Origin of the sequence: Agromyces ramosus (genome assembly GCF_004216665.1) — a bacterium.
In the GTDB taxonomy this organism is placed as follows: Bacteria; Actinomycetota; Actinomycetes; order Actinomycetales; family Microbacteriaceae; genus Agromyces; species Agromyces ramosus.
The window spans coordinates 776429-802325 of record NZ_SGWY01000002.1 but is presented as its reverse complement, the minus strand read 5'-3'; the positions used below and the strand labels follow the sequence as shown (position 1 = coordinate 802325).

General features: G+C 68.9%; 25 protein-coding genes. 11 read left to right on the top strand and 14 right to left on the bottom strand.

Annotation, left to right across the window (positions count from 1 at the left end):
• The first annotated feature begins 78 nt into the window (after positions 1–78).
• The 4 genes from erpA to EV187_RS10340 all read left to right on the top strand — a co-directional run bounded on the left by erpA (position 79) and on the right by EV187_RS10340 (position 3687).
• Positions 79–429: an iron-sulfur cluster insertion protein ErpA gene (erpA, locus tag EV187_RS10355; protein WP_130352955.1), complete on the top strand. Its 351-nt coding sequence runs from the start codon at positions 79–81 to the stop codon at positions 427–429.
• A gap of 201 nt (positions 430–630) precedes the next feature.
• A complete protein-coding gene (gene ctaC / locus EV187_RS10350) occupies positions 631–1524 on the top strand; it encodes an aa3-type cytochrome oxidase subunit II (RefSeq protein WP_130352954.1) in 894 nt (297 codons plus the stop codon).
• Between the two features lie 6 nt (positions 1525–1530).
• Complete coding sequence (ctaD, locus tag EV187_RS10345; protein WP_130352953.1) at positions 1531–3264, top strand: aa3-type cytochrome oxidase subunit I; 1734 nt, start codon at positions 1531–1533, stop codon at positions 3262–3264.
• Complete coding sequence (locus EV187_RS10340) at positions 3265–3687, top strand: cytochrome c oxidase subunit 4 (RefSeq protein WP_130352952.1); 423 nt, start codon at positions 3265–3267, stop codon at positions 3685–3687.
• Positions 3688–3775: 88 nt separating this feature from the next.
• Here EV187_RS10340 and EV187_RS10335 read toward each other — a convergent pair whose 3' ends face one another.
• From EV187_RS10335 to ctaE, 6 genes are all read right to left on the bottom strand, one after another.
• Positions 3776–4432, bottom strand: a complete 657-nt coding sequence (locus EV187_RS10335; protein WP_207221798.1) for a methyltransferase domain-containing protein — start codon at positions 4430–4432, stop codon at positions 3776–3778.
• A gap of 95 nt (positions 4433–4527) precedes the next feature.
• On the bottom strand, positions 4528–5367 hold the full coding sequence (locus EV187_RS10330) for a putative RNA methyltransferase (protein ID WP_130352951.1): 840 nt from the start codon (positions 5365–5367) through the stop codon (positions 4528–4530).
• A 32-nt stretch (positions 5368–5399) separates the two neighbouring features.
• Positions 5400–7007, bottom strand: coding sequence for a cytochrome bc1 complex cytochrome b subunit (qcrB, locus tag EV187_RS10325; protein ID WP_130352950.1), 1608 nt, complete (start codon positions 7005–7007; stop codon positions 5400–5402).
• A complete protein-coding gene (gene qcrA, locus EV187_RS10320) occupies positions 7004–8080 on the bottom strand; it encodes a cytochrome bc1 complex Rieske iron-sulfur subunit (RefSeq protein WP_130352949.1) in 1077 nt (358 codons plus the stop codon). Before qcrA ends, qcrB begins: the two co-directional genes overlap by 4 nt.
• A gap of 32 nt (positions 8081–8112) precedes the next feature.
• Complete coding sequence (qcrC, locus tag EV187_RS10315) at positions 8113–8907, bottom strand: cytochrome bc1 complex diheme cytochrome c subunit (RefSeq protein ID WP_130352948.1); 795 nt, start codon at positions 8905–8907, stop codon at positions 8113–8115.
• A 49-nt stretch (positions 8908–8956) separates the two neighbouring features.
• Positions 8957–9595 (bottom strand): aa3-type cytochrome oxidase subunit III, encoded by a 639-nt coding sequence (gene ctaE / locus EV187_RS10310; protein ID WP_130352947.1) that lies wholly within the window; start codon positions 9593–9595, stop codon positions 8957–8959.
• A 130-nt stretch (positions 9596–9725) separates the two neighbouring features.
• Between ctaE and trpD the strand changes: the two genes are divergently transcribed.
• Positions 9726–10778: an anthranilate phosphoribosyltransferase gene (gene trpD / locus EV187_RS10305; RefSeq protein ID WP_130352946.1), complete on the top strand. Its 1053-nt coding sequence runs from the start codon at positions 9726–9728 to the stop codon at positions 10776–10778.
• 115 nt (positions 10779–10893) lie between these two features.
• Here the strand turns inward: trpD and glpK are convergent, their stop codons facing one another.
• Complete coding sequence (gene glpK / locus EV187_RS10300; RefSeq protein ID WP_130352945.1) at positions 10894–12414, bottom strand: glycerol kinase GlpK; 1521 nt, start codon at positions 12412–12414, stop codon at positions 10894–10896.
• A 109-nt stretch (positions 12415–12523) separates the two neighbouring features.
• Positions 12524–13318: an MIP/aquaporin family protein gene (locus EV187_RS10295; protein ID WP_130352944.1), complete on the bottom strand. Its 795-nt coding sequence runs from the start codon at positions 13316–13318 to the stop codon at positions 12524–12526.
• A 233-nt stretch (positions 13319–13551) separates the two neighbouring features.
• On the opposite strand from EV187_RS10295, the gene dhaK reads away from it, so the two are divergent.
• The 3 genes from dhaK to dhaM are packed head-to-tail and all read left to right on the top strand — an operon-like array spanning position 13552 to position 15934.
• A complete protein-coding gene (gene dhaK, locus EV187_RS10290; RefSeq protein ID WP_130352943.1) occupies positions 13552–14553 on the top strand; it encodes a dihydroxyacetone kinase subunit DhaK in 1002 nt (333 codons plus the stop codon).
• A 9-nt stretch (positions 14554–14562) separates the two neighbouring features.
• Positions 14563–15210, top strand: a complete 648-nt coding sequence (gene dhaL / locus EV187_RS10285; protein ID WP_130352942.1) for a dihydroxyacetone kinase subunit DhaL — start codon at positions 14563–14565, stop codon at positions 15208–15210.
• A gap of 1 nt (position 15211) precedes the next feature.
• Positions 15212–15934, top strand: coding sequence for a dihydroxyacetone kinase phosphoryl donor subunit DhaM (gene dhaM, locus EV187_RS10280; RefSeq protein ID WP_242609535.1), 723 nt, complete (start codon positions 15212–15214; stop codon positions 15932–15934).
• A gap of 31 nt (positions 15935–15965) precedes the next feature.
• Here the strand turns inward: dhaM and EV187_RS10275 are convergent, their stop codons facing one another.
• Complete coding sequence (locus EV187_RS10275; RefSeq protein ID WP_130352940.1) at positions 15966–16730, bottom strand: SDR family NAD(P)-dependent oxidoreductase; 765 nt, start codon at positions 16728–16730, stop codon at positions 15966–15968.
• A gap of 69 nt (positions 16731–16799) precedes the next feature.
• On the opposite strand from EV187_RS10275, the gene EV187_RS10270 reads away from it, so the two are divergent.
• Positions 16800–17156, top strand: coding sequence for a hypothetical protein (locus tag EV187_RS10270; RefSeq protein WP_130352939.1), 357 nt, complete (start codon positions 16800–16802; stop codon positions 17154–17156).
• A 1-nt stretch (position 17157) separates the two neighbouring features.
• Complete coding sequence (locus EV187_RS10265) at positions 17158–18168, top strand: S66 peptidase family protein (protein ID WP_130352938.1); 1011 nt, start codon at positions 17158–17160, stop codon at positions 18166–18168.
• A gap of 234 nt (positions 18169–18402) precedes the next feature.
• Here the strand turns inward: EV187_RS10265 and helR are convergent, their stop codons facing one another.
• Positions 18403–20553, bottom strand: a complete 2151-nt coding sequence (gene helR / locus EV187_RS10260; protein WP_242609575.1) for an RNA polymerase recycling motor ATPase HelR — start codon at positions 20551–20553, stop codon at positions 18403–18405.
• A gap of 382 nt (positions 20554–20935) precedes the next feature.
• Here helR and EV187_RS10255 point away from each other — a divergent pair, with 382 nt between their 5' ends.
• Complete coding sequence (locus tag EV187_RS10255; RefSeq protein ID WP_130352936.1) at positions 20936–21871, top strand: patatin-like phospholipase family protein; 936 nt, start codon at positions 20936–20938, stop codon at positions 21869–21871.
• A gap of 73 nt (positions 21872–21944) precedes the next feature.
• On the opposite strand, the gene EV187_RS10250 is transcribed toward EV187_RS10255, so the two are convergent.
• The 4 genes from EV187_RS10250 to EV187_RS10235 form a co-directional block, all read right to left on the bottom strand.
• Complete coding sequence (locus tag EV187_RS10250; RefSeq protein ID WP_130352935.1) at positions 21945–22766, bottom strand: MBL fold metallo-hydrolase; 822 nt, start codon at positions 22764–22766, stop codon at positions 21945–21947.
• Positions 22767–22880: 114 nt separating this feature from the next.
• On the bottom strand, positions 22881–23666 hold the full coding sequence (locus tag EV187_RS10245; RefSeq protein WP_130352934.1) for a maleylpyruvate isomerase N-terminal domain-containing protein: 786 nt from the start codon (positions 23664–23666) through the stop codon (positions 22881–22883).
• Positions 23667–23863: 197 nt separating this feature from the next.
• Positions 23864–25108 (bottom strand): RNA polymerase sigma factor, encoded by a 1245-nt coding sequence (locus tag EV187_RS10240; RefSeq protein WP_130352933.1) that lies wholly within the window; start codon positions 25106–25108, stop codon positions 23864–23866.
• A gap of 256 nt (positions 25109–25364) precedes the next feature.
• Positions 25365–25793: a cupin domain-containing protein gene (locus EV187_RS10235; RefSeq protein ID WP_130352932.1), complete on the bottom strand. Its 429-nt coding sequence runs from the start codon at positions 25791–25793 to the stop codon at positions 25365–25367.
• Positions 25794–25897: the final 104 nt, after the last annotated feature.

Sequence of the window (25897 nt, the reverse complement as noted above, 5' to 3'; positions counted from 1 at the left end):
GAGGCCGGACGTGCACTCGGTTTCGGCGGTTACCATGGGAGTGAGGGTTCCGCGTTCCCTGACGCACCGAGGAGAGACATGAGCGACACGATCACCGAGACCGCGCACGGCGTGAAGCTGAGCGACCCCGCCGCCGACAAGGTGCGCAGCCTGCTCGAACAGGAGGGGCGCGACGACCTTCGCCTCCGCGTCGCGGTGCAGCCCGGCGGATGCTCCGGCCTGATCTACCAGCTCTACTTCGACGAGCGGCTGCTCGACGGCGACGCCGTCGTCGACTTCTCCGGTGTCGAGGTCGTGGTCGACAAGATGAGCGTGCCCTACCTCGACGGCGCGTCGATCGACTTCGAGGACACGATCCAGAAGCAGGGCTTCACGATCGACAACCCGAACGCGCAGGGCAGCTGCGCGTGCGGCGACTCGTTCCACTGAGCCGAGTCCCGACCCAGCTCCGGAGGGAGGCCGCGCACGCGGCCTCCCTCCGCTGTTTCCGCAGATCGATCGGGGAATCCGCGTTCTGGCACCGCCGACACCGCCTGCGGGTGCACACCCGGGGCGCGGAGTCGGAGTAGGCTAGGCATCGATCACCGCGCTTCGCTGAGAAGCGCCTTCGAGTCTCCCGAAAGGTCACCGGTGCGCCACAATCGCCGTCTCCGATGGGCTGCAATCCCGATCGCAGCGTCGCTCAGCCTCGTCCTCGCCGGATGCACACAGGCCCAGCTGAACGGATTCCTCCCGGGGTTCGAAGCGGGCGAGCCGCCGGTCACGAACCACACCGAGCTCGTGTCGGGCCTCTGGGTCACGTCGTGGATCGTGCTGCTGGTCGTCGGCGTCATCACCTGGGGCCTCACCATCTGGGCGGTCATCGCGTATCGCCGCCGCAAGGGCCAGACCGGCCTGCCGGTGCAACTGCGCTACAACATGCCGATCGAGGTCTTCTACACGATCGTGCCGCTGATCCTCGTGCTCGGGTTCTTCGCCTTCACCGCCCGCGACCAGCAGGTCATCGAGCAGCGGTTCGCGGAGGACGAGATCGACGTCAAGGTCGAGGTCATCGCGAAGCAGTGGGCGTGGGACTTCAACTACGTCAACGAAGACGTCTACTCGCCGGGAATCCAGGGCCAGCTCTCCGATGAGGGACCGGCGGGCTCGTTGGTCCAGTCGGAGCTCCCGACGCTCTACCTGCCCGTCGGCCAGAACGTCGAGATCGAGCTGGAGTCGCGTGACGTCATCCACTCGTTCTGGGTCGTCGACTTCCTCTACAAGAAGGACATGTTCCCGGGCAAGACGAACTACATGTCGTTCGTGCCCGAACGCGAGGGCACGTACGAGGGCAAGTGCGCCGAGCTCTGCGGCGAGTACCACTCGATGATGCTCTTCAACGTCGAGGTGGTCTCCGAGGCCGAGTACGAGGAGTACATCGAGTCGCTGCGCGACCTGGGCCAGGAGGGCCAGCTCTCGAACGAGTACGACCGACGCCAGAACCTGCCCGGTACGGGCGAGCCCGAGCTGAAAGAGGAAGAGTAAGCCGCGATGAGCACCACGACCGCACCGGCTCGTCCTGCGAGCACCTCGACGTTCGGCACTCCCAAGGTCGAACGCAAGGGCAACATCCTCGTCCGGTGGATCACCTCCACCGACCACAAGGTCATCGGGTACCTCTACCTGATCACCGCGTTCATCTACTTCTGCATCGGCGGCGTGATGGCCCTCATCATCCGCGCGCAGCTCTTCGAGCCCGGGCTCGAGATCGTCCAGACCCGTGAGCAGTACAACCAGCTGTTCACGATGCACGGCACGATCATGCTGCTGATGTTCGCGACACCGCTCTTCGCCGGCTTCGCCAACGTGCTCATGCCCCTGCAGATCGGCGCGCCGGATGTCGCGTTCCCGCGCCTGAACGCGTTCGCCTACTGGCTGTTCAACTTCGGCTCGCTGATCGCCGTGGCCGGCTTCTTCACGCCGCAGGGCGCCGCCTCGTTCGGGTGGTTCGCCTATCAGCCACTCGCGTCGACGACATTCTCGCCAGGCGTCGGCGGCAATCTCTGGATGCTCGGCCTCGGCCTCTCGGGCTTCGGCACGATCCTGGGCGCGGTGAACTTCATCACCACGATCATCACCATGCGCGCGCCCGGCATGACCATGTTCCGCATGCCGATCTTCACGTGGAACACGCTCGTCACGTCGATCCTCGTGCTCATGGCGTTCCCGGTCCTGGCCGGCGCCATCCTGGCCGCCGGTGCCGACCGCATCTTCGGCGCCCACATCTACGATCCCGCCAACGGCGGCGTCATCCTGTGGCAGCACCTGTTCTGGTTCTTCGGGCATCCCGAGGTCTACATCATCGCGCTGCCGTTCTTCGGCATCGTGTCCGAGATCTTCCCGGTCTTCAGCCGCAAGCCGATCTTCGGCTACAAGACGCTGATCTATGCCACGATCGCGATCGCCGCGCTCTCGGTGACGGTGTGGGCGCACCACATGTACGTCACCGGCTCGGTGCTGCTGCCGTTCTTCGCCCTCATGACGATGCTCATCGCGGTGCCGACCGGCGTGAAGATCTTCAACTGGATCGGCACGATGTGGCGAGGATCGATCACCTTCGAGACGCCGCTCGTCTGGTCGATCGGCTTCCTCATCACGTTCGTCTTCGGCGGCCTGACCGGTGTCATCCTCGCGTCGCCGCCGCTGGACTTCCACGTGTCCGACACGTACTTCGTCGTGGCGCACTTCCACTACGTCGTCTTCGGCACCGTGGTGTTCGCCATGTTCGCGGGCTTCTACTTCTGGTGGCCGAAGTGGACCGGCAAGATGCTCAACGAGTCGCTGGGCAAGTGGCACTTCTGGTTGCTGTTCATCGGGTTCCACACGACGTTCCTGATCCAGCACTGGCTGGGCGTCGTGGCGATGCCCCGTCGGTACTACTCGTACCTTCCCGAGGACAACATCACCTGGATGAACCAGTTGTCCACGATCGGCGCCGGCATCCTCGCCGTCTCGATGATCCCGTTCTTCCTGAACGTGTACATCACCGCCCGGCGGGCTCCGAAGGTCACGGTCAACGACCCGTGGGGCTACGGTCGCTCGCTCGAGTGGGCCACGAGCTGCCCGCCGCCTCGGCACAACTTCACGTCGATCCCGCGTATCCGCTCGGAGGCGCCGGCATTCGACCTCAACCACCCCGAAGCGGGCATCCCGGTGGGCATCGGCCCGGCGAAGGATGCGCCGCAGGCACCGGTCTACGACGCGGCGACGAAGGAAGTCAAGTAAATGCGCGCCAATGCCATCCTCTTCTGGATCCTCGCCGGGTTCTTCGCCCTCTCGGCGGCGGTGTACGCGGCGTGGTCCGCGCTCGACGAGCAGGATCCCGGCATGGAGCCGGCCGGCACCGTCGCCCTGACGCTGACCACCGTCCTGGCCGCCTTCATCGCCTTCTACCTGGGACGCGTGCACAGCGCGCAGGGGGCGGAGCTGCCCGAGGACCGGCTGGACGCGAACATCGACGACGGTGACGCCGAACTCGGATTCTTCAGCCCGTGGAGCTGGTGGCCCATCATCCTCGCCGGCGGCGCCGCGCTCGGATTCCTCGGCCTGGCCATCGGGTTCTGGATCACGTACCTCGCGATCCCGATCGTCGTGGTCGCGCTCGTCGGCTGGGTGTACGAGTACTACCGCGGCAACTTCGCCCGCTGACCCGCACCCCGCAACGCTTCGAAGCCCCGGCGCACCGCGTCGGGGCTTCGCGCGTCCCGCGGCGCACGTGTGCTGCAGGTGTTCGCGGTCAACCGCGTACCGCGCCTACGATGCACCAGGACAGGCCGCGATGGCGGTAGCGGAGCTCGAAGCCGTGCCGTCGAACCACGTCGGCCATGGCCTCGGGTGGGTGGACGAATCCGCGATAGCTGCGCCCGGAGAACCCGACCATGAGATTGCTGATGCCGACCGCCGCACGCGTCCAGATGGTACGGGGCGGGTGGGTGAAGACGATCGTTCGACGGGCCCGATCCGCTGCGGCGCCCAACAGGCGCTCGTACGCCGGATAGCAGCACACCACCCGATGCATGACGACGACGTCGGCGCGGTCGACCGAGTCCGGTGAGGTGGCGAGGTCGACGCCGAGGATCCTCGTGACGCGGCCGCCGACCCCGGCCTCGTCGATGAGTCGCTTCGCATCCTCCTCGTAGGCTCCCGAGAGCTCCAGGTTCGTCGTGCGCGCCGCGCCTCTCGCCATCAGCTCCAGCTGCACCTCGCCGACGCCACCGCCCACCTCGAGCACCGAGGCGCCCTCGATGCCCGTCGAGGCGAGGAAGCCGACGAGCCGCTGCTCCGTCGGGGTGAGTCCTCGCCGGCGATATCGCCGCGCGGCGTTGTGGGCGTATCGCGTATCGAAGACCTCCGAATACCCGTCGGCGCTCGGTGGACCGCAGCACTCGTCCATGTGATCAGTATGGAACCGATGGGCTGGATCGTCCCGAACTCGACGAACGTCGACCGCGCGCATGCGCGTCGATCGGCCCATGCAGCGGCGGCTGGTCAGCGCGCGAAGACGAGGAGATCGACGGAGATCGTGACGCGCGTCGGCTCATCGCCGGACGCAGCTGCCGCCAGGCTGTCGACATGGTGGGCCGACGGGCCCATGCCGACGAGGAGCGCGCGGGTGGCGGCATCCGCCTCGAGCAGGTACTGGATCGACGTGCTCGACGCCGGCTCGAATCCGAAGGGCTGGAGCTGCTCTCCGACCCGTTCGGCCTTGCCCGCGGGTACCTCCAGGACCGCACCATCTCGACGGAGCTCCTGGAGGTGGGTGTCGCCCGGGACGACGACGATGAGCCGCCCGTCCGGCCCGAGCACCCGTGCGAACTCGGCGCCGTTGCGCGGCGAGAAGACATTGAGGGCGACGTCGACGACGCCGTCCCGGATCGGGAGTGGACGCCAGAGGTCCAGGACGACGCCGGTGGCGGCCGGGAGGACACGCAGGCTGATCCGCACGGCATCCGGTGAACGGTCGGCGAGGAGGAACGCGGCATCCGGGACCGCACGAGCGATGCTCGCCGAGTAGTAACCGGTTCCGCAGGCGAGGTCCGCGATGCGGAGCGCCGCCCCCGGTGGACTCGGGGGCACCGCCGCAACGACGTCGGCGATCGCCGCGGCGATGGGGGAGTAGGCACCGCCGTCGAGCAGGGCGGAACGGGCGGCGAGCATCTTCCGATCGTCGCCGACCGTGCGAGGGGCACGTGGCGGCAACAGGGTGAGGTAGCCCGGCCTGGCGCGGTCGAAGCGATGCCCGGCCGCGCAGCCGTAGACGCGATCATCGATCGCGGAGAGATCCTGGAAGCAGTTCGGGCACCGGAGCCATGTCGTGTCGATCGACATGGGACCGGTGCCCGAATCCGAGTGCGGTCGGATCAGTGGTGTGCGGAGTGGGACGCCTCGAGCTCGCCCTTCGTCACCGGTGCAATGCGGTCCTCGAAGAACCACCGCGACATGCCGGCACGGAGTCGCTGGCCGACGGTGATCTTGCCACGCGCGTTCGGGCGGATCATCAGCGGTTCGTAGGACTCGTAGCTCACGAGCTTCCAGCGGTCGTACTCATCGAGTGGCTGGTGCACCTCGATGAACTCGCCGCCGGGGAGCTTGACGATGCGGCCGGACTCGTAGCCGTGCAGCACGACCTCGCGATCCTTCTTCTGCAGTGCGATGCAGACCCGCTTGGCGATGAAGTAGGCGACGAACGGCCCGATGATCACCATGGCCTGGAGGGCGTGGATGACGCCCTCCATCGTGAGCGAGAAGTGGGTCGCGAGGATGTCGGAGCTCGCCGCGGCCCACAGGCCCGCGTAGAACGTGACACCGGCGGCACCGATCGCCGTGCGGGTCGGCGCGTTGCGCGGACGGTCGGCGATGTGGTGCTCCCGGTGATCGCCCTTCACCCACGCCTCGATGAACGGGTACGCGACCACGAGCAGGATGAAGATGCCGATCGCGATGAGCGGGACGAGGATGTTGAACGACCAGGTGCGGTCGAGCCACACGAACTCCCAGCCCGGCGGGATCAGTCGCAGGGCGCCGTCGGCGAAGCCGATGTACCAGTCGGGCTGCGTACCCGCGGAGACCGGCGAAGGGTCGTACGGGCCGTAGTTCCAGATCGGGTTGATCGTGAACAGCGACGCGATGAGGGCGAGGACGCCGAAGATGATGAAGAAGAAGCCGCCGGCCTTCGCCGCGTAGATCGGCAGGATGGGCGGGCCGACCGCGTTCTGCTGCGTCTTGCCGGGCGCGGCGTACTGCGTGTGCTTGTGCACCACGACGAGCACGAGGTGGATCGCGATGAGCGCGACCACGATCGCGGGCAGCAGCAGGATGTGGAGCGTGTAGAGCCGGCCGACGATCGCCGTGCCCGGGAACTCGCCGCCGAAGAGCAGGAACGAGGTCCAGGTGCCGATGACCGGGATGCCCTTGATCAGGCCGTCGATGATGCGGAGGCCGTTGCCCGAGAGCAGGTCGTCGGGGAGCGAGTAGCCCGTGAAGCCCTCGCCCATCGCGAGGATGAACAGGGTGAAGCCGATGAGCCAGTTGAACTCGCGCGGCTTGCGGAACGCACCCGTGAAGAAGATGCGCAGCATGTGCAGGCCGATCGCCGCGACGAACAGCAGGGCCGCCCAGTGGTGCATCTGGCGCACGAAGAGGCCGCCGCGGATGTCGAACGAGATGTCGAGCGTCGACGCCATCGCGACCGACATCTCGACGCCCTTGAGGGGCACGTACGAGCCGTCGTAGTGCACCTCGGCCATCGACGCCTGGAAGAAGAACGTCAGGAAGGTGCCCGAGATCAGGATGACGACGAAGCTGAACAGGGCGATCTCGCCGAGCAGGAACGACCAGTGGTCGGGGAACGCCTTGCGGCCGAGCTCCTTGACGAACCCCGCGAGGCTCGTGCGCTCGTTGACGTAGACAGATGCGGAAGCCGTGAACGATCGCTTCGGCGTGACCTGGGTGGATGGTGCGGTGCTCAACTGCGCTCCCAGAAGCTCGGACCGACGGGTTCGGTGAAGTCGCTCTGCGCGATGAGGTAGCCCTCGTCGTCGACGGCGATGGGCAGCTGCGGGAGGGGTCGCTTGGCCGGGCCGAAGATGACCTCGCAGTGGTTCGCCACGTCGAACTGCGACTGGTGGCAGGGGCAGAGCAGGTGATGGGTGTGCTGCTCGTACAGAGCAACGGGGCATCCGACGTGCGTGCAGATCTTCGAGTACGCGACGATGCCGTCGTATGACCAGGACTCGCGATCGGGTGCCTGGTTGAGCTCGCTCGGCTCGAGGCGCATGAGGAGCACGGCCGCCTTGGCCTTCTCCTCGAGCTTGCCGTGCTCGAGCTCGGCGAGGCCTTCGGGGATGATGTGGAACGCGCTGCCGATGGTGACGTCGGCCGCCTTGATCGGCACGCCCGACGGGTCGAGGGCGAGTCGCGTGCCCTTGGCCCACATGGTGTGGCTGAGGAGCTCGACGGGCAGCTGGTCCTGGGGGGCGAAACCGCGGAAGAGCACCAGCGCGGGGAGCGGGAAGGCGATGAGCGCGCCGATGAGGCTGTTGCGGATGACCGAACGGCGCGTGAAGCCCGACTCCTTGTCGGAATCGGAGAAGACCTTGGCCGCGGCGGCCTGCGTCTCGGGCGATCCACCGATCGGGTGGCGTTCGTCGGCGAGCTCGACGTCGTCCATGATCGCCTTGCCCCAGTGGACGATGCCGAATCCGAGGCCCAGGAGTGCGAGCGTGGCGCCCAGTCCGATGAACATGTTGTTGAGGCGCACCGCCCCGACGTCGTTCGACTCGATCGGGAACAGCATGTACGCCGCGACGGCCCAGACGCTGCCGAGGATCGAGAGGTAGAAGAGCGTGTAGACCGTGCGCTGGGCGCGCTTCTCCTTCTTGGGGTCCTCGTCGGTGACGCGGGGACGGTGGGGCGGGAATCCCGGATTCTCGAACGCGTCGGATGAGATCAGGGCGGTACCCGGCGAGGCCGTCGGTGCGAGCGCCTCGTGCGACGAGTCGGCAGCGGCGAGTTCAGTGCCGCTGTGGTCGTCCTGGGCCATGGTTCTCCTTCTTGGGTGTTCGGTGCCGGGCGCTAGTTGGATTTCGCCGTGATCCACACGGTGACCGCGACGATCGCGCCCAGGCCGAAGATCCAGATGAACAGGCCCTCTGCGACCGGCCCGAGCGAGCCGAGCTCGAAACCGCCGGGCGAGCGGTTGTCCTGCACGTACTTGAGGTAGGTGATGACGTCGCGCTTGTCTTCAGGCGAGATGTTCAGGTCGTTGAACACCGGCATGTTCTGCGGACCGGTCACCATCGCCTCGTAGATGTGGACGCCCGAGACGTCGGTGAGCGGGGGAGCGAACTTGCCCTCGGTGAGCGCGCCGCCGGCTCCGGCGACGTTGTGGCACATGGCGCAGTTGATGCGGAAGAGCTCCGCGCCGTTGGCGGCGTCGCCGCCGCCGTTCACGAGGCTGTCGGCGGGGATGTCGGGGCCGGGGCCGAGGGAGGCGACGTAGTAGGCGAGCTGCTTCGTCTGCTCATCGGTGAACTGCGGCGGCTTCTCCTGAGCCTGGGGGCCCTGCATCTGCATCGGCATGCGGCCGGTGCCGACCTGGAAGTCGACGGCGGCCGCGCCGACGCCGATGAGGCTCGGACCGTTGTTGGTGCCCTGGGCCTCGAGGCCGTGGCAGGTGGCGCAGTTCGCCTGGAAGAGCTTCTTGCCCTGCTCGATCGTCTCCTGCGACGTCGGCTCCGCCTCGGCCTGCGCAGCGGTGCCGCTGCTGAGCGCCGCGTACGCGCCGCCCGTGAAGACGAGTCCGAGCGCCAGCAGGGCGACGGTGGCGAGCGGATGCCGGCGTCCGGTGCGTCGCTTCGAGCGGTTCATCAGTTTCTTCCTGTTCGCGGGCATGCTGTTCGTGGCGCTCCTGCTGCGGCTATTTGAGGACGTAGATGACGAGGAACAGGCCGATCCAGACGACGTCGACGAAGTGCCAGTAGTACGAGACGACGATGGCGCTCGTCGCCTCGCGGTGGCCGAAGTTCTTGACGGCGAACACGCGGCCGATGACGAGGAGGAACGCGATCAGGCCACCCGTGACGTGCAGGCCGTGGAAGCCGGTCGTGAGGTAGAACGCGGACCCATAGGAGTTGGAGTCGATGGCGATGCCCTCGGAGACGAGCGTCGCGTACTCCCAGATCTGGCCGGCGACGAAGATGGCGCCCATGGCGTAGGTGAGGAAGAACCACTCCACCATGCCCCACTGCGTCGGCTTCCATCCGGTGGCGTACGGCTGGAGTCGCTCTGCCGCGAAGACGCCGAACTGGCAGGTGAACGACGAGAGCACGAGGATGATCGTGTTCGTCAGCGAGAACGGGAAGTTCAGGCGATCCGCCTCGAACGCCCACAGCTCGGGCGAGGTCGATCGCAGCGTGAAGTAGATCGCGAAGAGCCCCGCGAAGAACATGACCTCGCTGCCGAGCCACACGATCGTGCCCACAGCAACGGTGTTGGGGCGCTTGATCACGGGCGCGGTCGCCTGATAAGTGATTGAGGTGCTCGTCACGCTCCCCATTATGGCTGAAATCAGGCCTGAGTTTTCGTCAACAGGGGGAGGCATTTCGACGCTGAAGGGTAAGGGAACCCTAACCTCCGGTGGGCGATCGCCGCGAATCCGCCCTGAATCCGATGGCTAGGATCGGTGCATGCCCGCCGCACAGACCTGGCCGACCATCATCTCCTCGCTCCTCGACGGCGAAGATCTCAGCGTGTCGGATGCAGCGTGGTGCATGGAGCAGGTGATGACGGGCACCGTCACGCACGCCCAGCTCGCCGGATTCCTCATCGCGCTCCGCGTGAAGGGGGAGACGGTCGACGAGATCGTGGGGTTCCGCGATGCCGTGCTCGAGCACGCGGTGCCGCTTCCCGTCGACCCGATGGCGCTCGACATCGTCGGCACGGGCGGCGACCGGTTCGGCACGGTGAACGTGTCGACGATGGCCTCCGTCGTCGCCGCGGCATCCGGAGTGCCCGTGATCAAGCACGGCAACCGCGCCGCGAGCTCGTCGTCGGGCTCTTCCGACGTGCTCGCCGCCCTCGGGCTCGACCTCTCGCTTCCGGCGGAACGCGTGGCGGAGGTGCTCGGCGAGGCCGGCATCACCTTCGCGTTCGCGGGGGCGTTCCACCCCGGATTCCGGCACGCGGGGGCGGTGCGCGCCGAGCTCGGCGTGCCGACGGTGTTCAACTTCCTGGGTCCGCTCTGCAACCCCGCTCGCCCAGAGGCCTCCGCGGTGGGCGTCGCCCACTTAGACCGCGTGCCGCTCATCGTCGGCGTGTTCCAGACCCGCGGGGCCACCGCGCTCGTCTTCCGCGGCGACGACGGACTCGATGAGCTGACGACGACGGGCCACAGCCACATGTGGGAGGTCTCCCGCGGCACGGTCAAGGAGCACGATCTCGACCCGCGCGAGCTCGGCATCCCGCGCGCGAGCATCGACGACCTCGTCGGCGGCGATGCCGCGCACAATGCCGCGATCGTGCACGAGGTGCTCGCGGGGGAGCGCGGCGCCGTGCGCGACATCGTGGTGCTGAACGCGGCTGCGGGGCTCGTCGCGTTCGAGCTGGCCAAGGATCCGAGCCAGTTCCAGCGCGCCGTCCTCGACCGCTTCCGCGACAAGATGGCGGTCGCCGAGGAGGCGATCGACAGCGGCGCTGCCGCACGCAAGCTCGAACAGTGGATCTCCGCCACGAAGGCCTGATCGCGGCATCCGCCGCGCCCGTCGCATCCGCCGCATCCGTTGGGGCCTCGCCGTCGTCGGCGCCGCGCATGCGAACGGCCCCGCGGATGCCGCGGGGCCGTTCGGGTCGCTCAGGTCAGCCGTGCGACACGTCGTCGTCGATCCAGTCGAACGTCTTCGTGACGGCCTTCTTCCACAGGCGCATCTGCCGCTCGCGCTCCGCGGTCTCCATCTTCGGCTCCCACCGCGAGTCCTCCTGCCAGTTGGCGCGCAGCTCGTCGAGGTCGGCCCAGAAGCCGACCGCGAGCCCGGCCGCGTAGGCGGCCCCGAGCGCGGTGGTCTCGGCGACCACCGGGCGCACGACCGGAACTCCGAGGATGTCGGCCTGGAACTGCATGAGCGTGTTGTTCGCGATCATGCCGCCGTCGACCTTCAGCTCCGTGAGGTCGACGCCCGAGTCGGCGTTGACGGCGTCCAGCACCTCTCGGGTCTGGAACGCCGTGGCCTCGAGGGCGGCTCGGGCGATGTGGCCCTTGTTCACGTACCGCGTCAGGCCCACCAACGCACCGCGCGCGTCGGGACGCCAGTACGGCGCGAAGAGCCCCGAGAACGCCGGTACGAAGTACGCGCCGCCGTTGTCCTCCACGGTCTTCGCCAGTTCCTCGATCTCAGGCGCGCTCGAGATGAGCCCGAGATTGTCGCGCAGCCACTGGACGAGTGAACCCGTGACGGCGATCGCGCCCTCCAGGGCGTAGTGCGCCGGCTGGTCGCCCAGCTTGTAGCCGAGCGTCGTGAGCAGTCCGTTCTTCGAGTGCACGATCTCGGTGTCCGTGTTGAAGATCAGGAAGTTGCCGGTGCCGTACGTGTTCTTCGATTCGCCGGCGTCGAACGCCGCCTGGCCGAAGGTCGCGGCCTGCTGGTCGCCGAGGATGCCGGCGACCGGCACCTCGCGCAGCAGGCTGGACGACTCGACCTGCCCGTAGACCTCGGAGGAGCTCCGGATCTGGGGCATCATCGAGGGGGGCACGCCGAACGCGGCGAGGATGTCGTCGCGCCAGCTGAGCGTCTCGAGGTCCATGAACATCGTGCGGCTCGCGTTCGTGACATCCGTCGCGTGGACGCCGCCCTCGGTGCCGCCCGTGAGGTTCCAGAGCACCCAGCAGTCGGTGGTGCCGAAGAGCAGGTCTCCCGCCTCGGCCCGCTCGCGGGCCCCCTCGACGTTCTCGAGGATCCAGGCGATCTTCGTGCCGGAGAAGTACGTCGCGAGCGGGAGTCCGACGTCCTGCTTGAACCGCTCGACGCCGCCGTCGGCCGCGAGCCGGTCGACGATGGGCTGCGTGCGGGTGTCCTGCCACACGATCGCGTTGTAGACGGGCTCGCCGGTGTTCTTGTCCCACACCACCGCGGTCTCGCGCTGGTTCGTGATGCCGACGGCCGCGATGTCGTGCCGGGTGAGGTCGGCCTTGCCGAGCGCGTTCCCGATCACCTCGCGCGTGTTGCGCCAGATCTCGGCGGGGTCGTGCTCGACCCAGCCGGCCTTCGGGAAGATCTGCTCGTGCTCGAGCTGCCCCGACGCGACGATCGATCCCTTCTTGTCGAAGATGATCGAGCGGGTGCTCGTCGTTCCCTGGTCGATCGCCAGGATGTAGTCGGCCATGACTTCCTCTCAGTTCGTTGCGCCCGTCGACGTCGACGTCGACGGGTGTTGGTGTCTCTGATGCCTGGACGCGAGAGGGCCGGCCCTGATCGGACCGGCCCCACTCGAGTCATCCCATGGCGGCACTGACCATGTCGCCGAGCGGGATCCACAGCCAGCCCGCGAGGAGCCCGCCGATGATCGGACCGACGACCGGCACCCACGAGTAGCCCCAGTCGCTGGCCCCCTTGCCCTTGATGGGCAGGAAGGCGTGCGCGATGCGGGGGCCGAGGTCACGGGCGGGGTTGATGGCGTACCCCGTCGGTCCACCGAGCGAGGCGCCGATGCCGACGACGAGGAGCGCGACGGGCAGCGCCCCGAGCGGGCCGAGCCCGGCGGGGGTGACCGTGTCGGGGTCGCCCCACACGCCGAAGCCGATCACGACGAACACGAGCACGAACGTGCCGATGATCTCCGTGACGAGGTTCCAGGCGTAGGAGCGGATGGCGGGGCCGGTCGAGAAGACCGCGAGCTTGAGCGCGGGCTCGGGCTCGTCGTCGAAGTGTTGCTTGTAGGCGAGCCAGGCCGCCACGGCGCCGATGATCGCGCCGAGGAGCTGGGCCCCGATGTAGGTGAAGATCGAGGCCGCGTCGATCGGGATGCCCTCGACGAACTCCGTGCCGCCCTTGCCCAGGATGTTGGCCGCGAGGCCGAGGGTGACCGCCGGGTTGATGTGCGCACCCGACACGACCGACACGATGACACCGGCGAAGACCGCAAGGCCCCAGCCGAAGTTCACCAACAGGAAGCCGCCGCCGTTGCCCTTGGTCTTCGCCAGGGCGACGTTGGCGACCACGCCGCAGCCGAGCAGCAGCAGCATCGCCGTGCCGACCAACTCCGAAACGAATATGACGCCCAGATTCATGTCCCGTCCTCTCCGCTGAGTAACGAGAAGCCTGCGGCCCCCCGGATAGCACACACCATACTCAGCCGAGCATCCGCTGGGAATGGGCGCGATGGATTTGGTGGAGGGCGCTCTCCGATTTCCGGGAAGCTCTTACCCCCGACCCACCGTGGGGCGTAGTTTGACTGGGGAGTGCTGCGTCGGCGCCGATGCACGGTCGCGCGGCGTGCGGCAGCCATGGTGAAGGGATGCCCGTGAAGAAGATCATCAACGATCCGAAGCGCGTCGTCGACGAATCGGCCGCCGGCTTCGGCCTGGCTCATGCCGACCTCGTGCGCGTGGAGATGGACCCGATCTACGTGGTGCGAGCCGACGCGCCGGTCGCCGGCAAGGTCGGCATCGTCAGCGGCGGCGGCAGCGGACATGAACCGCTGCACGCCGGGTACGTCGGCTTCGGCATGCTCGACGCCGCGGTGCCCGGTGCCGTGTTCACGTCGCCGACGCCCGATCCCATCCTCGCTGCGACGAAGGCCGTCGACGGCGGCGCCGGAGTGCTGCACATCGTCAAGAACTACACGGGCGACGTGCTCAACTTCGAGACGGCGGCCGACCTGGCCTCCGCCGACGGCATCACCGTGCGCGCGGTCGTGACGAACGACGACGTGGCGGTGAAGGACTCCCTCTACACGGCGGGGCGCCGCGGCGTCGCGGGCACCGTGCTCGTGGAGAAGATCGCCGGCGCGGCCGCCGAGCGCGGCGACTCGCTCGACGAGGTGGCAGAGATCGCGGAGCGCGTCAACGCCAACGCGCGGTCGATGGGCCTCGCGCTCACGCCGTGCATCGTGCCGCACGCGGGGGAGCCGAGCTTCGTCCTCGCGGAGGACGAGATCGAGATCGGCATCGGCATCCACGGCGAACCCGGGCGCGAGCGCATCAAGCTCGAGCCCGCCGATCGCCTCGTCGACCGCCTCATCGAGCCGATCCTCGAGGACCTGCCGTACTCGGAGGGCGATCGCACGCTGCTCTTCGTGAACGGCATGGGCGGCACGCCCCTCGTCGAGCTCTACCTGGCATACCGGCGTGCCGCCGAGGTCCTGGAGGAGCGCGGAGTGGTGATCGCCCGGTCCCTCGTCGGCAACTACATCACCTCGCTCGAGATGCAGGGGATGTCGCTGACCCTCCTGAAGCTCGACGAAGAGATGATCGAACTCTGGGACGCCCCGGTGCACACCGCGGCGCTCCGGTGGGGACGATAGGAGGCATCCGTGGGTCTGGACATCACCTGGGCGGTGGACTGGGTACGGCTGAGCGCCGACGTGATCGCCGAGCACCGGATCGAGCTCATCACGCTCGACCGTGAGATCGGCGACGGCGATCACGGTGAGAACATGGATCGCGGCTTCCAGGCCGTGCTCCCGAAGCTCGACGACCTGCCGGCCGGGTCCACCCCGGGCGATGTCCTGAAGCTCGTCGCGACGACGCTCATCTCGACCGTCGGGGGAGCGGCCGGGCCGCTCTACGGCACCGCCTACCTGAAGGGCGCGGTCGCGGCAGGTTCGGCGGCGTCGCTCGACGGTCCCGCGATCGCGGCGGTGCTCGCCGCTGCGCGCGACGGCATCGTGCTGCGCGGGAAGGCCGAATCGGGCGACAAGACGATGATCGACGCGTGGACGCCGGCGGTCGATGCCGCCGAGGCCGCCGCGTCGAACGGGTCGGATGCCGCGGCCGTGCTCGCGGCGGCGAGCGATGCCGCGTGGGCGGGCGCCGAGGCGACCGAGCCGCTCGTGGCCCGAAAGGGTCGCGCGAGCTACCTCGGCGAGCGCTCGGCCGGGCACCGCGACCCCGGCGCCCAGTCGACCGCCCTGCTGCTGCAGGCCGCGTCCGATGCGGCGTCCGCGTCCGCGGGGGCGTGAGGTGGGGACACCCGGCAAGGTCGGCATCGTCTTCGTCTCGCACTCCGCACGGATCGCGGAGGGCCTCGTCGACCTCGCCCGGCAGATGGCGCCGAGCGCGGCGCTGGTGGCAGCGGGCGGCACCGACGACGGCCGGATCGGCACGAGCTTCGATCTCGTGAGTGCGGGCATCGGCGAGGCGGATGCGGGGGAGGGGGTCGCGGTGCTCTGCGACCTGGGATCCGCGATCCTCACTGCGGAGACCGCGCTCGACTTCCTCGACGACGACGTGCGCACCCGGGTCCGGATCGTCGACGCGCCCCTCGTCGAGGGCGGCGTGGCCGCCGCGGTGTCGGCAGAGGCCGGCGACGACCTCGCGCAGGTGGTCGCCGCGGCGGAGTCCGCACGCGGTGCGGCATCGACCGGGGCTGCCGGTCCCGATGGCGGCGCGGGTGCGCCGGGCCCCGGGGAACCGGCCGGCGCGGCATCCGCTCACGCTCGCAGCATCACCCTCGTGAACGCCGACGGCCTGCACGCCCGCCCGGCCGCCGAACTGGTGAAGCTCGCCAGCACCTTCCCGCAGCGGGTGACGGTCAACGGCACCGACGCGAAGAGCCTGCTCGCCATCATGTCGCTCGGCCTCACGAAGGGCGCGACGGTGGAGATCGCGAGTGACGATCCCGACGGGCGCGCGGCCGTCGACGCCATCGCCGCGCTGGCCGAGTCGGGTTTCGGCGAGGCCTGAGCCGCCGCCGGCTCGGGATGCCGTAGGTCGCTCAGTTGCCGCCGGCCACGCGGATGTCGGCGCCCGACGTGTACGAGGCATCCGCCGAGAGCAGGTAGGCGACGGCGCCGGCGATCTCGTGCACCTCGCCGGGGCGGCGCATGGGGATGCCGGGGGCGCGCTCGTCGGGTGCGTTCGGCCGCCCGGCCGCCGCGTGGATCTCGGTTCGCGTCGTGCCGGGTGACACCGTGTTCACGCGCACGCCGACCGGACCGAACTCCTTCGAGGTGCCGGTCGTGAGGGCGTTGAGCGCGGCCTTGCTCATCGCGTAGGGGATGTACGTGTTGGGGGCGCCGGTGGTGGCCGCCCCCGACGAGATGTTGACGACGCAGCCGCCTGCGCCGCCCCGGTCCGTCGCCATGTGCGCGATCGCGGCGCGCGTCAGCACGATGGGAGCGAGCACGTTGACGCGGAACAGGAGCTCGGACTCGTCGATCGATCCGTCGAGGAATCCACCGATGCGTCCGGTGATGCCCGCGTTGTTCACGAGCCCCGTCACGGTGCCGAATCGCTCGACCGCAGCGGGAACCACCGCGGCGGCGGCATCGAGGTCGGCGAGGTCGACGCGAAGGAGCAGGACGCGGGCGCCGGATGCCTCGCACGCCCGCGCGACCTCGGCGGCGTCGGACTCCCGGTCGCGATACGTGAGCACGAGATCGTGGCCGTCGGCCGCGAGCCGCTCGGCGACGGCGGCGCCGATGCCACGGCTGGCCCCGGTGATGATCGTGACCGGGCGGCGCGGGGCATCCGACTGCATGCTCACCAGCCTATGGCGCGCGAACGCGGGTCTGGCGCGAGCGCCGGGGGCGGGCGTACCATCGGGCGCATGGCACGCGAGGAGGCGAGCCCGCCAGAGGGCAACTCGTTCACGAGGTTCTTCGAACGCGTCGACCGGGCGCTCGAGCCCGTGTTCGGCGCTCCACCGATGTCTCCCGAAGACGAGAGACCCGCGGTGCCGGCCGACCAGCAGACCTGCCCGATCTGCGGGCACCCGATGTTCGAGCACGTGATCGACCACTCCACCCCGAACACCGTGCTCGTGTGCCCCACCGACGAACGGCTCCCCGAGCGCGACGTGTCCGGCCCCTACAACGAGCTGGGAATGCCGGCGACCGGCCGGCGACTCGAGAAGTTCGAGGAACGCGAGGAACGCGAAGCCCGCGAAGAGGCCGAGCAGCGCTGACGTGGAGCTGCCGCTGCGCGCCAGGGCGCTCGAAACCGGTGACACGGTCGCCGTGTCGGCGCTGTCGAGCGGCCTCGACCCCGACGAGGTCGAGCTGTTCGAGCGGGGCATCCGAGCCGTCGAGGGCCTCGGCTTCACGGTGCGGGTCGCGCAATCGGTGGAGCCCGGTCGCCGTCGATGGTGGATGTCCGCGCCTCCGGCGGAGATCGCCGGGGAGCTGAACGGGCTGTTCCGCGATCCGGAGGTGCGCGCGATCCTCGCACTCACCGGAGGACGGGCGGCGCTCTCGTACCTCGACCTCATCGACTTCGACGCCGTGCGCGCCGATCCCAAGCCGCTGCTCGGATTCAGCGACATCACGGCGCTGCATCTCGCGCTGTATGCGCGCACCGGGCTCGTGACCGTGCATTCCGACCTCGTCACGCACGGCTTCGGCTATTGGAGCGAACTCGCCGAGGATCGACGACGGGAACTCGACGACGTCTACCGGCGGGTCCTCACCGGCGACCCCGATCCGGTGCGCCTTCCGCAGCTCGGCGATTGGCAGACCTGGCGTCCCGGCCGGGCGACCGGTCGGCTGGTCGGGGGGCTTCTCAACCGCCTCATCCGCCTGCAGGCCGGCCCGCATGCGCTCAGCACAGAACGATTCGACGGGGCGCTCCTCTTCTGGGAGGAGGTCGGAACCTCCGATTCGTTCATCTGGAACGACCTGCACGTCCTCCGGCAGGCGGGGGTGCTCGACCGAATCGCCGGGATGATCGTGGGACCGACGGGTACGGTCGAGATGCTCGACGAGGGCCCGGGCACGCTGCGCGAGATCGTGCTCGACGTGCTCGGCGATCGCGACATCCCCGTGCTCGGCAATGTCGACATCGGGCATGAACCGCCGAACGTGCCGCTTCCGATCGGAGTGCTCGCGGAGATGGACGCCGATGCGGCATCCCTCACGCTGCTGGAGCCGGCGGTGACGCGCTCGACGGGAGTCGCGACCCCCTCGCGCGTCGCTGTCTGATCGCCGACGAAGCCCCGCAGACCACCGACCGTCGTCAGGCGCGGGATAGCGCTTTCCAGCACGCCCGGATCAGGATGAGAGCGGGGGAGGAGGGGGCCGGCGCTGCGGGCGCGACTGCGCCGTTGTCGCAGCTCGACGCGGGGAGTACCGTCTGCCACATGGAATGGTGGGGCGCAACCGTCGCTCGCGATCCGGGCGCCGGACCCCGGCGTGTGCGCCGCCGTGGCCGCGAAGTCAGGGCGTCGTGAGGATGACGAGTTGCTGCGTGGCCCGGGTCATCGCGACGTAGCGGTCGACGGTTCCCTCGATGCCGGTGCCGTACGCCTCGGGGTCGATGAGCACGACCAGGTCGAACTCGAGTCCCTTCGACAGTTCCGGTGTCAGCCACCGGACGCGCGGCGTCGGCCCGGACGCGTCGTCGATCCGCTCGGTGCCGATCACGCAGGCGATCCCCTCGGAATGTGCGGCGAGCCAGGTCTCGAGGATGGACCCCAGGTCCGACGTGGCCCCGCGGACCACGGGGAGGCCACTGCTGCGGATGGACGTCGGCACGTTGGCATCGGGGAGCACGGCGCGGATGACCGGCTCGGCGACCGTCATCACCTCTGCCGGCGTCCGGTAGTTGATGCCCAGGGAGGCGAGGGTGATCCGGTCGAGCCCGATCCGCTCGAGCCGCTCCTGCCATGACTCGGTGAACCCGTGCCGGGCCTGAGCGCGGTCGCCGACGATGGTGAAGCTCCGCGACGGACAGCGCAGCAGCAGCATCTGCCACTCGGCGTCCGTCACTTCCTGCGCCTCATCGACGACGAGGTGCGCGAACGGTCCCGCGAGCTGGTCGGGGTCGGCGCTGGGGAGTCCGGACTCGTCGACCAGCGAGTGCTGGGCATCCGCTCCGCGCAGCATCTTCATGACCCCCAGCTCGGAGTCGTCGGCGGCGATGAGGTCGTCGACGACGCGGTCCATGACCTCGCGTTCGGCTGCGAGGGCGGCGTCACGTCGACGCCGGCGTCGGGATGCCTCGGGGTCGCCGATCCGCTGACGTGCCGCGTCGAGCAGCGGCAGGTCGGAGACCGTCCACGCACGGGCGTCGTCGCGTTGCAGCGACGCGACCTCGTCAGGACGGAGCCAGGGTGCGCACGTGCGCAGGTAGGCCGGTACCGACCACAGGTCTCCGACGAGGCCGGGCGCGTCGAGCAGCGGCCAGGCCCGGTTGAAGGCTGCGCGCAGCTCACGGTTCTGCTCGAGCGACCTGCGGAGCAGGTCGTCTTCGACGTCCTCGTCGTCGTCCTGCTGGTCCATCAGGATCGTCAGCAGTTCGTCCCAGACCTGATCGCGAGCCTCGTTGTGCGGGGTGCCGGGTTCCGGCGCCTCGAACGCCGCGGCCCAGTCATCGGGGTCCAGCCAGATGTCGCTCCAGTGGGTCTCGACGGTCATGCCGGTGGTGGGCGGTCGCTCGTAGTATCCGACGGCCGCCTCGATCACCTGCACGAGGTCTCGAGAGGACTTCAGGCGTGCCGCCTCGGGGTCGGCCTCGATCCCGGCGGTCGCGCCCTCGGGCACGAGGTCGCGCAGGGTGCAGGTCTGCACGCCCTCCTCACCGAGGCCGGGGAGGATGTCGGCGACGTAGTCGAGGTACGGCCGGCTCGGACCGACGAACAGCACGCCGCCCCGCCGGTGGCCGAGACGGGGATCCGAATAGAGGAGGTAGGCGGTTCGGTGCAGCGCCACGACGGTCTTCCCCGTGCCGGGGCCGCCGTCGACGACGAGCGCGCCGCGGGATCCCGTGCGGATGATGGCGTCCTGGTCCGCCTGGATCGTGCTCAGCACGTCGCGCATCCGCTCGGACCGGCTGCTGCCCAGGCTGGCGATGAAGGCGGAGTCCTCGTCGAGCGCGACGGTCTCGTCGAGACCGTCGGCGGTGAAGACCTCATCCCAGTAATCGGTGATGCGACCACGGCTCCAGCGATACCGGCGACGGCTCACGAGGCCCATCGGGTTGGCATGGGTTGCGCCGAAGAACGGTTCTGCCGCGGGGGAGCGCCAGTCGATCAGCAGCCGACGGCCTGCGGTGTCCGCGAGGCCGAGTCGACCGACGTACACGGGCTCGCCGTCATCGTCGACCATGCGCCCGAGGCAGAGGTCGAGGCCGAATCGACGCAGGGTACGGAGGCGAGCGCTCAGGCGCCGGGTCTCGAGATCCCGCTCAACCGCCTCCTGGCCCATGCGAGCCGGTGCCCTGCGCACGGCATCGAGACGGGCGGTCACGTCGCCGACCGTCTGCTCGAGGCACTGAGCGATGGCCGCGAAGTGCTGCTCGTCGCCGGCGACCAGCTTCGGGTCGGCCTTCGAGGCAAGGCGATCGGGCAGGTCGAACACGCTGGTGATCAGGGGTTGCTCCTCGGTGCGTCGTGGGCTCGGCCGACCAGTATGCGCCCTCAGCGGGGCCTTGCGGCAAGGCCCCCTCGGTCCGATATCCTGAAAGTGGAGAGCATGGCTGCTCTCCGTTTCCATGTCCATGGTGGGTGCGGCGACCGCATTGCCAATCGGTTGACGCGTCGCAGGCATCCGACCCGACAGGTGTGACTGCGCGCCGGCGGGCTACGACGACCCGATCACGACGTAAGCTTCTCGACGAACCGTGACACGATTCGAGGAGGTGAGCCCGATGCACGCACTGTCCACTCCGGGCGCTCCTTCGAGTTCACGATCGCGCGACTGACGTACCTGTCGCGGGGAGCGCTGCACGCACTCCCCGAAGGCGACGACCATGAATCATTCACTTCAGCACAGCTCGGCGACGATCGCTCACGACGACTCCGAGCACCCCTCCCGTACCGCGTTGGTCCTCGGCGGTGGCGGATCGACCGGCAATGCGTGGCTGATCGGCGTCATCGCCGGCCTGTTCGAGGGCGGGTTGGATGTCACCGAGGCCGACCTGATCATCGGCACGTCGGCCGGTTCGACCGCCGCCGCCCAGATCACCGGCGCGACACCGATCGAGCTCCTCGCCGACATCCTCTCCGCCGTGCACCCGGAACGGAGCACTCGGATCGCATCCGGCGATCGACGCGGTGCAACCGGGTCGGTGAGCGACCACTTGGAACGATCGAGCCGAATCATCGCTGCCGCTGAAGATGCGGCCGACATGCGCCGCAGGTTCGGTGCCGCGGCGATCGAGCGGGCTGCGGCGTCGGACGGGTCCGAGCGATGGCGCGCCGTCGTCGAAGCGCGTCTGCCGAGTCGGGCCTGGCCGGAGCAGACGGTGCTCATCACGGCAGTCGATGCCCAGACCGGTGAACCGGTCGTGTTCGATCGGCACAGCGGGGTCGACCTGGTCGACGCCGTGGCCGCGAGCTGTGCCAGTGGCTTCGCCTACCGCATCGGCAGCAGCAGATACATCGACGGCGGGTACCGATCGAACGCCGAGAATGCCGACCTGGCCGCCGGATACGAGCGGGTGCTGGTGCTGTCACCATTCGGCGGCCGAACCCTCATGCCCCTGGACTGGGGCATGCATCTCGCAGCGCAGGTCGACGGACTCCGCGCGGGTGGCAGCAGCGTCGAGACGGTCTTCCCCGAGCGCAGCTCGGAGCACATGTTCGGCGCTCATGCGATGGATCTGTCGCTGCGCCCTGCCGCTGCTCGAGCCGGGTACGACCACGGCCGAGCACTCGCCCAGCAGCTCGGCGATTTCTGGCGCTGAGGCCCACGATGCGAGCCGAGGTGGGGGAGGGGGAGGAGCCCCGCACCCGGACTCGGGATGCGAGACCCGGCCGCTATTCGGATGTCTCGTTCTGCTCTCGTTGGGCGAGCCGCTGGACCTGCCACCGGTGCACGTCGGGCAGCCAGTCGAGCGGGGCCGACGAACCGACCCGGGGGTCGTCGGGAACAGCGCGGTCCCGCAGGGCCTTCACGTAGGCGAGATCCAGCTCGATTCGTGCTCGGAGCTGTTCGGCATCACCGACTGAGCCGTGGCCGGGGATGACGGCGACGACGTCGTCGGCCACGCCCTCGAACAGGCGCAGCGCGGCGACGTAGTCCTCGGTCGGATCTGCGGCCTGCAGGTCGAGGAACGGCATCAGGATGTCGGAGAGCATGTCACCGGCGACGAGGACTCCGCGCTCCTCGATCAGCAGCGCCGCATGGCCCGGGGCGTGGGCCCGATGCTCGATGATCCGCACATCGGGGCCGTTCCACGGAATCCGCGCGGCTTCGGCGGGCAGTCCGGTGACGAGACCGAGCCGATCCATCGGGATCTCCTCGGCGTACTCCGGCGGCAGCCCCTCGGCGACTCGGTCCTTCCAGTCGGCGTGCGACAGCAGGTCGTGGAGCGAGGCGGCGCAACGGGCGGTGCCGTAACGGGGCGCGTCGCCGAAGCTCGCGTGCCAGAGCACGTGATCCCAGTCAGGATGCGTCGAGAAGCCCGCCACGACGGGCTTGCCCAGCGCGCGAAGGTCGCTCCCGAGTTCGGCCATCTCGTCGCTCGTGATACCGGGGTCGATGAGCAGCACGCCATCCCGGCCCTGCACGACGATGGAGTTGCTCTGGATGAATTCGCTCTTGTGGACGAGAACGCCCTCAGCGACCTGCTGGAGCATGAGACGCCTTCCGCTTGTGCCTGCGACCGTCTGTCGAGACCGTAGTACCTTCCATCGTCGGAGTCGACCGCGATCGGTGCACGTGGGTCGAACTGAATCCAGATCCGTCGGTCGTCACACGGACGGGTCCCAGGCTGCGAGCTGGTCGAAGACACGACGGTCGCCTTCGAACTTCAGCGAATCCAGCGGTATGCGCCCGTAGAAGAACAGGACCAGGTCACTGGCCGTGCCCCGGGCGGACGCGTAGGTCGTGTCGGGGTCCTCGCCCGCAGCGGGCGTGAGGTGGGCGACCTGTGCACCGTCGTGGGACAGCCGGAGGCGCCAGGAGTGGCCCTCGGTGGCGTGGTAATCGACGATGGCGGGGTCGTGGGGCCAGGGGACCGTCGTCGCGCAGAGGGTGAACTGGCAGTCGTCGAAGCCGTCGAGGGCGATCTCCTCCGGTATCGGCTGCTGGGCACCGCCGGTGAGCTGGACGTCGTACGTGTGCACCGCGATCTCGTGGAGCTGGCGCCGCGCCCAGGCCCCGGAGGTCTGCGGTGACGGCGAGTCTCCCCACCATGTCCAGCAGCCGCGATCCGGGCCCGCCTGGCGCAGCACGCTCGCCAGGTGCTCGACGGACTCGACCCACCAGGCCAGGAGAGCCTCGCGCTCCCGAGGCGCACCCGTGCCGCCTCCCCATGCGGACTCCTCCGGCGGGGCGTCCGCGGGCCCGGCGGCGACGATGGCGGCTGCCTTGCGGCGACCCATGCCCACGTGCTGCACGTGATCGAACAGCGTCCGCTCGGGATGGGTCGGCATCTGAACATCGAGGCTGGGTGCCGCGGCGACCGCAGCGCGGAAGGCGGCCGACCGTTCGTTGATCAGCCGCAGCTGATCAGGGAACGTGAGCATCTTGTGCATCCCGGCTTTCTATCACAGTGCCCGATGACCGGACAGCGATGTTCGCAGCCGACGCGGCGGCTGGTTGCCAGTCTTCGCCGGCGCCCATGTGGTCGGAGAAGTCGTCGTCGTCCTGGTCGTCAGGGGGCTCGAGCGCGCCAGACCTGCATTTCACGCCGAGAGGGGACTATAAACCGACATAATGTGCATTATCGGCGCTAACCCAGCTGACCGCGGCGACGGGTCAGGTACGCGATCTCACCGGAGTTGCCCGCCGATTCGATGGCTTCGTCGTACGCCGCCCGGGACTCGTGCGTGCGTCCGAGTCGACGCAGCAGCTCGGCGCGGGTGGCGTGATACGCGTGATAACCGGACAACTTCTCATCAAGGCGCTCGACAGCGGCCAGAGCAACCTCCGGGCCGTCGAGCTCGGCGACCGCGATGGCCCGGTTGAGGGCGACGATCGGCGAGGAGTCGAGACGGATGAGCTGGTCGTAGAGCGCGACGACCTGCGACCAGTCGGTGTCGCGTGCGTCGCGTGCGGAGGTGTGCACGGCGTTGATCGCAGCGAGGATCTGGTATCGACCTGGAGCCACTCCGGCGGCCAGTCGTTCGCGCACCAGTCGATGCCCCTCGGCGATGAGCGCCGGGTCCCAGGTCCCACGGTCCTGCTCGTCGAGGACGACCAGCTCGCCCGTGGTCGAGACCCGCGCGGCGCGGCGGGCTTCGGTGAGGAGCATCAGCGCCAGGAGCCCGGCCACCTCGCCGTCCTCGGGCATGAGGCCACGGATCAGGCGGGTGAGCCGGATCGCCTCGCCGGTCAGGTCGCGCCGTACGGGATCGGTGTCGGCGCCGGTCGCGAGGTAGCCCTCGTTGAACACCAGGAAGAGGACGGCGAGGACGCCGGAGACGCGTGCTGGGAGATCCTCGGCGGACGGGACCCGATACGGGATGCGAGCCGCCGTGATCTTGGCCTTGGCACGGGTGATCCGCTGCCCCATCGCGCTCTCCTGCACCAGGAAGGCACGGGCGATCTCGGGCACGGTCAGACCGCCGACCATGCGCAGTGTGAGCGCCACCCGAGCCTCCAGCGAGAGCGCCGGATGACAGCAGGTGAAGACCAGCCGGAGCCGATCGTCATCGATGACACCGAGCGGCTCGGGCGGGTCGTCGTCGTACAGCATGCGAGCCTCCCGCTGCCGTTCACCGCGCGAGCTCTCTCGCCGGATACGGTCGATCGCCTTGTGGTTGGCGGTGGTGGTCAGCCACGCGCCGGGGTTCGGGGGCACGCCCGCGGCCGGCCACCGTTCGACGGCGATCGCGAACGCCTCGCCAGCCGACTCCTCGGCGATGTCGAGGTCACCGAACCGCCTGTTCAGGGAGGCGACCACGCGCGCCCACTCCTCCCGATAGGCGCTGGTGATCGCTGCCCGGGCATCGATCGTGGAATTCGGATCCTGCATCTGACGATGGGCGCCGGGAGGTCAGCGCTCCAGGGTGGAAAGGCACTCCGTGGCGGCCTCGGTGTCAGCGGCCGAGAAGGACGCGAGAGGCGCGGCTGCCGCGACAGCCGGACGTCGTGTCTGCACAGTGTTCCCCCGTGGTCGGATACCGAGATCCTAAGTCGCCACCGGGCCGAATGCACGGTCGGGAGAACGAGATCCGTCATCGATCGACCACGACGTCGACCCCACCGACGGTTCAGCCGACCAGCCGCGCTCACCAGGGCATGTCGCGGCCGACGGCGCGTTCGGAGTCGTCGGGAAGGTGCGGCAGCTCGTGTCCGCCGGCGCGGATGCAGAGCCAACGCAGCTGGTCGGCACTGTCGGGCACGCAGCGCCAGGTGCGCCAGACGCCCTGCCCGACGCGGACGACGGTGCCCGGTCCGACCGCGACGAGATCGTCGCCCAGCCCCATCTGGCCGTTCCCGCCAAGGAAGACGTAGAGTTCCTCGACCTGGGCGTGCCGGTGCCAGTAGCCGGCTTCCTCGCCGGGTTCCAGGGCGTTCGCGGTCAATCCGATGTATTGCATCGTGAGCTCGTGATCGACCACGCGCCGGCCGTCTCGGGAGCTCTCGGGGCGGAATCCGCCGTAATGAGAACGCCAGCCGTCGAGTCCGCCGATCTCCAGCACCTGGTAGTCAGCCACGTCGCCCACCCTATTGCCGGCCACTCCCCCTCGGCTCCCCGGCCGCCACGGAAAACGCTTGCCCGACACACGCCATTGACGCGACCGGAACGTGGTTTCGTAGG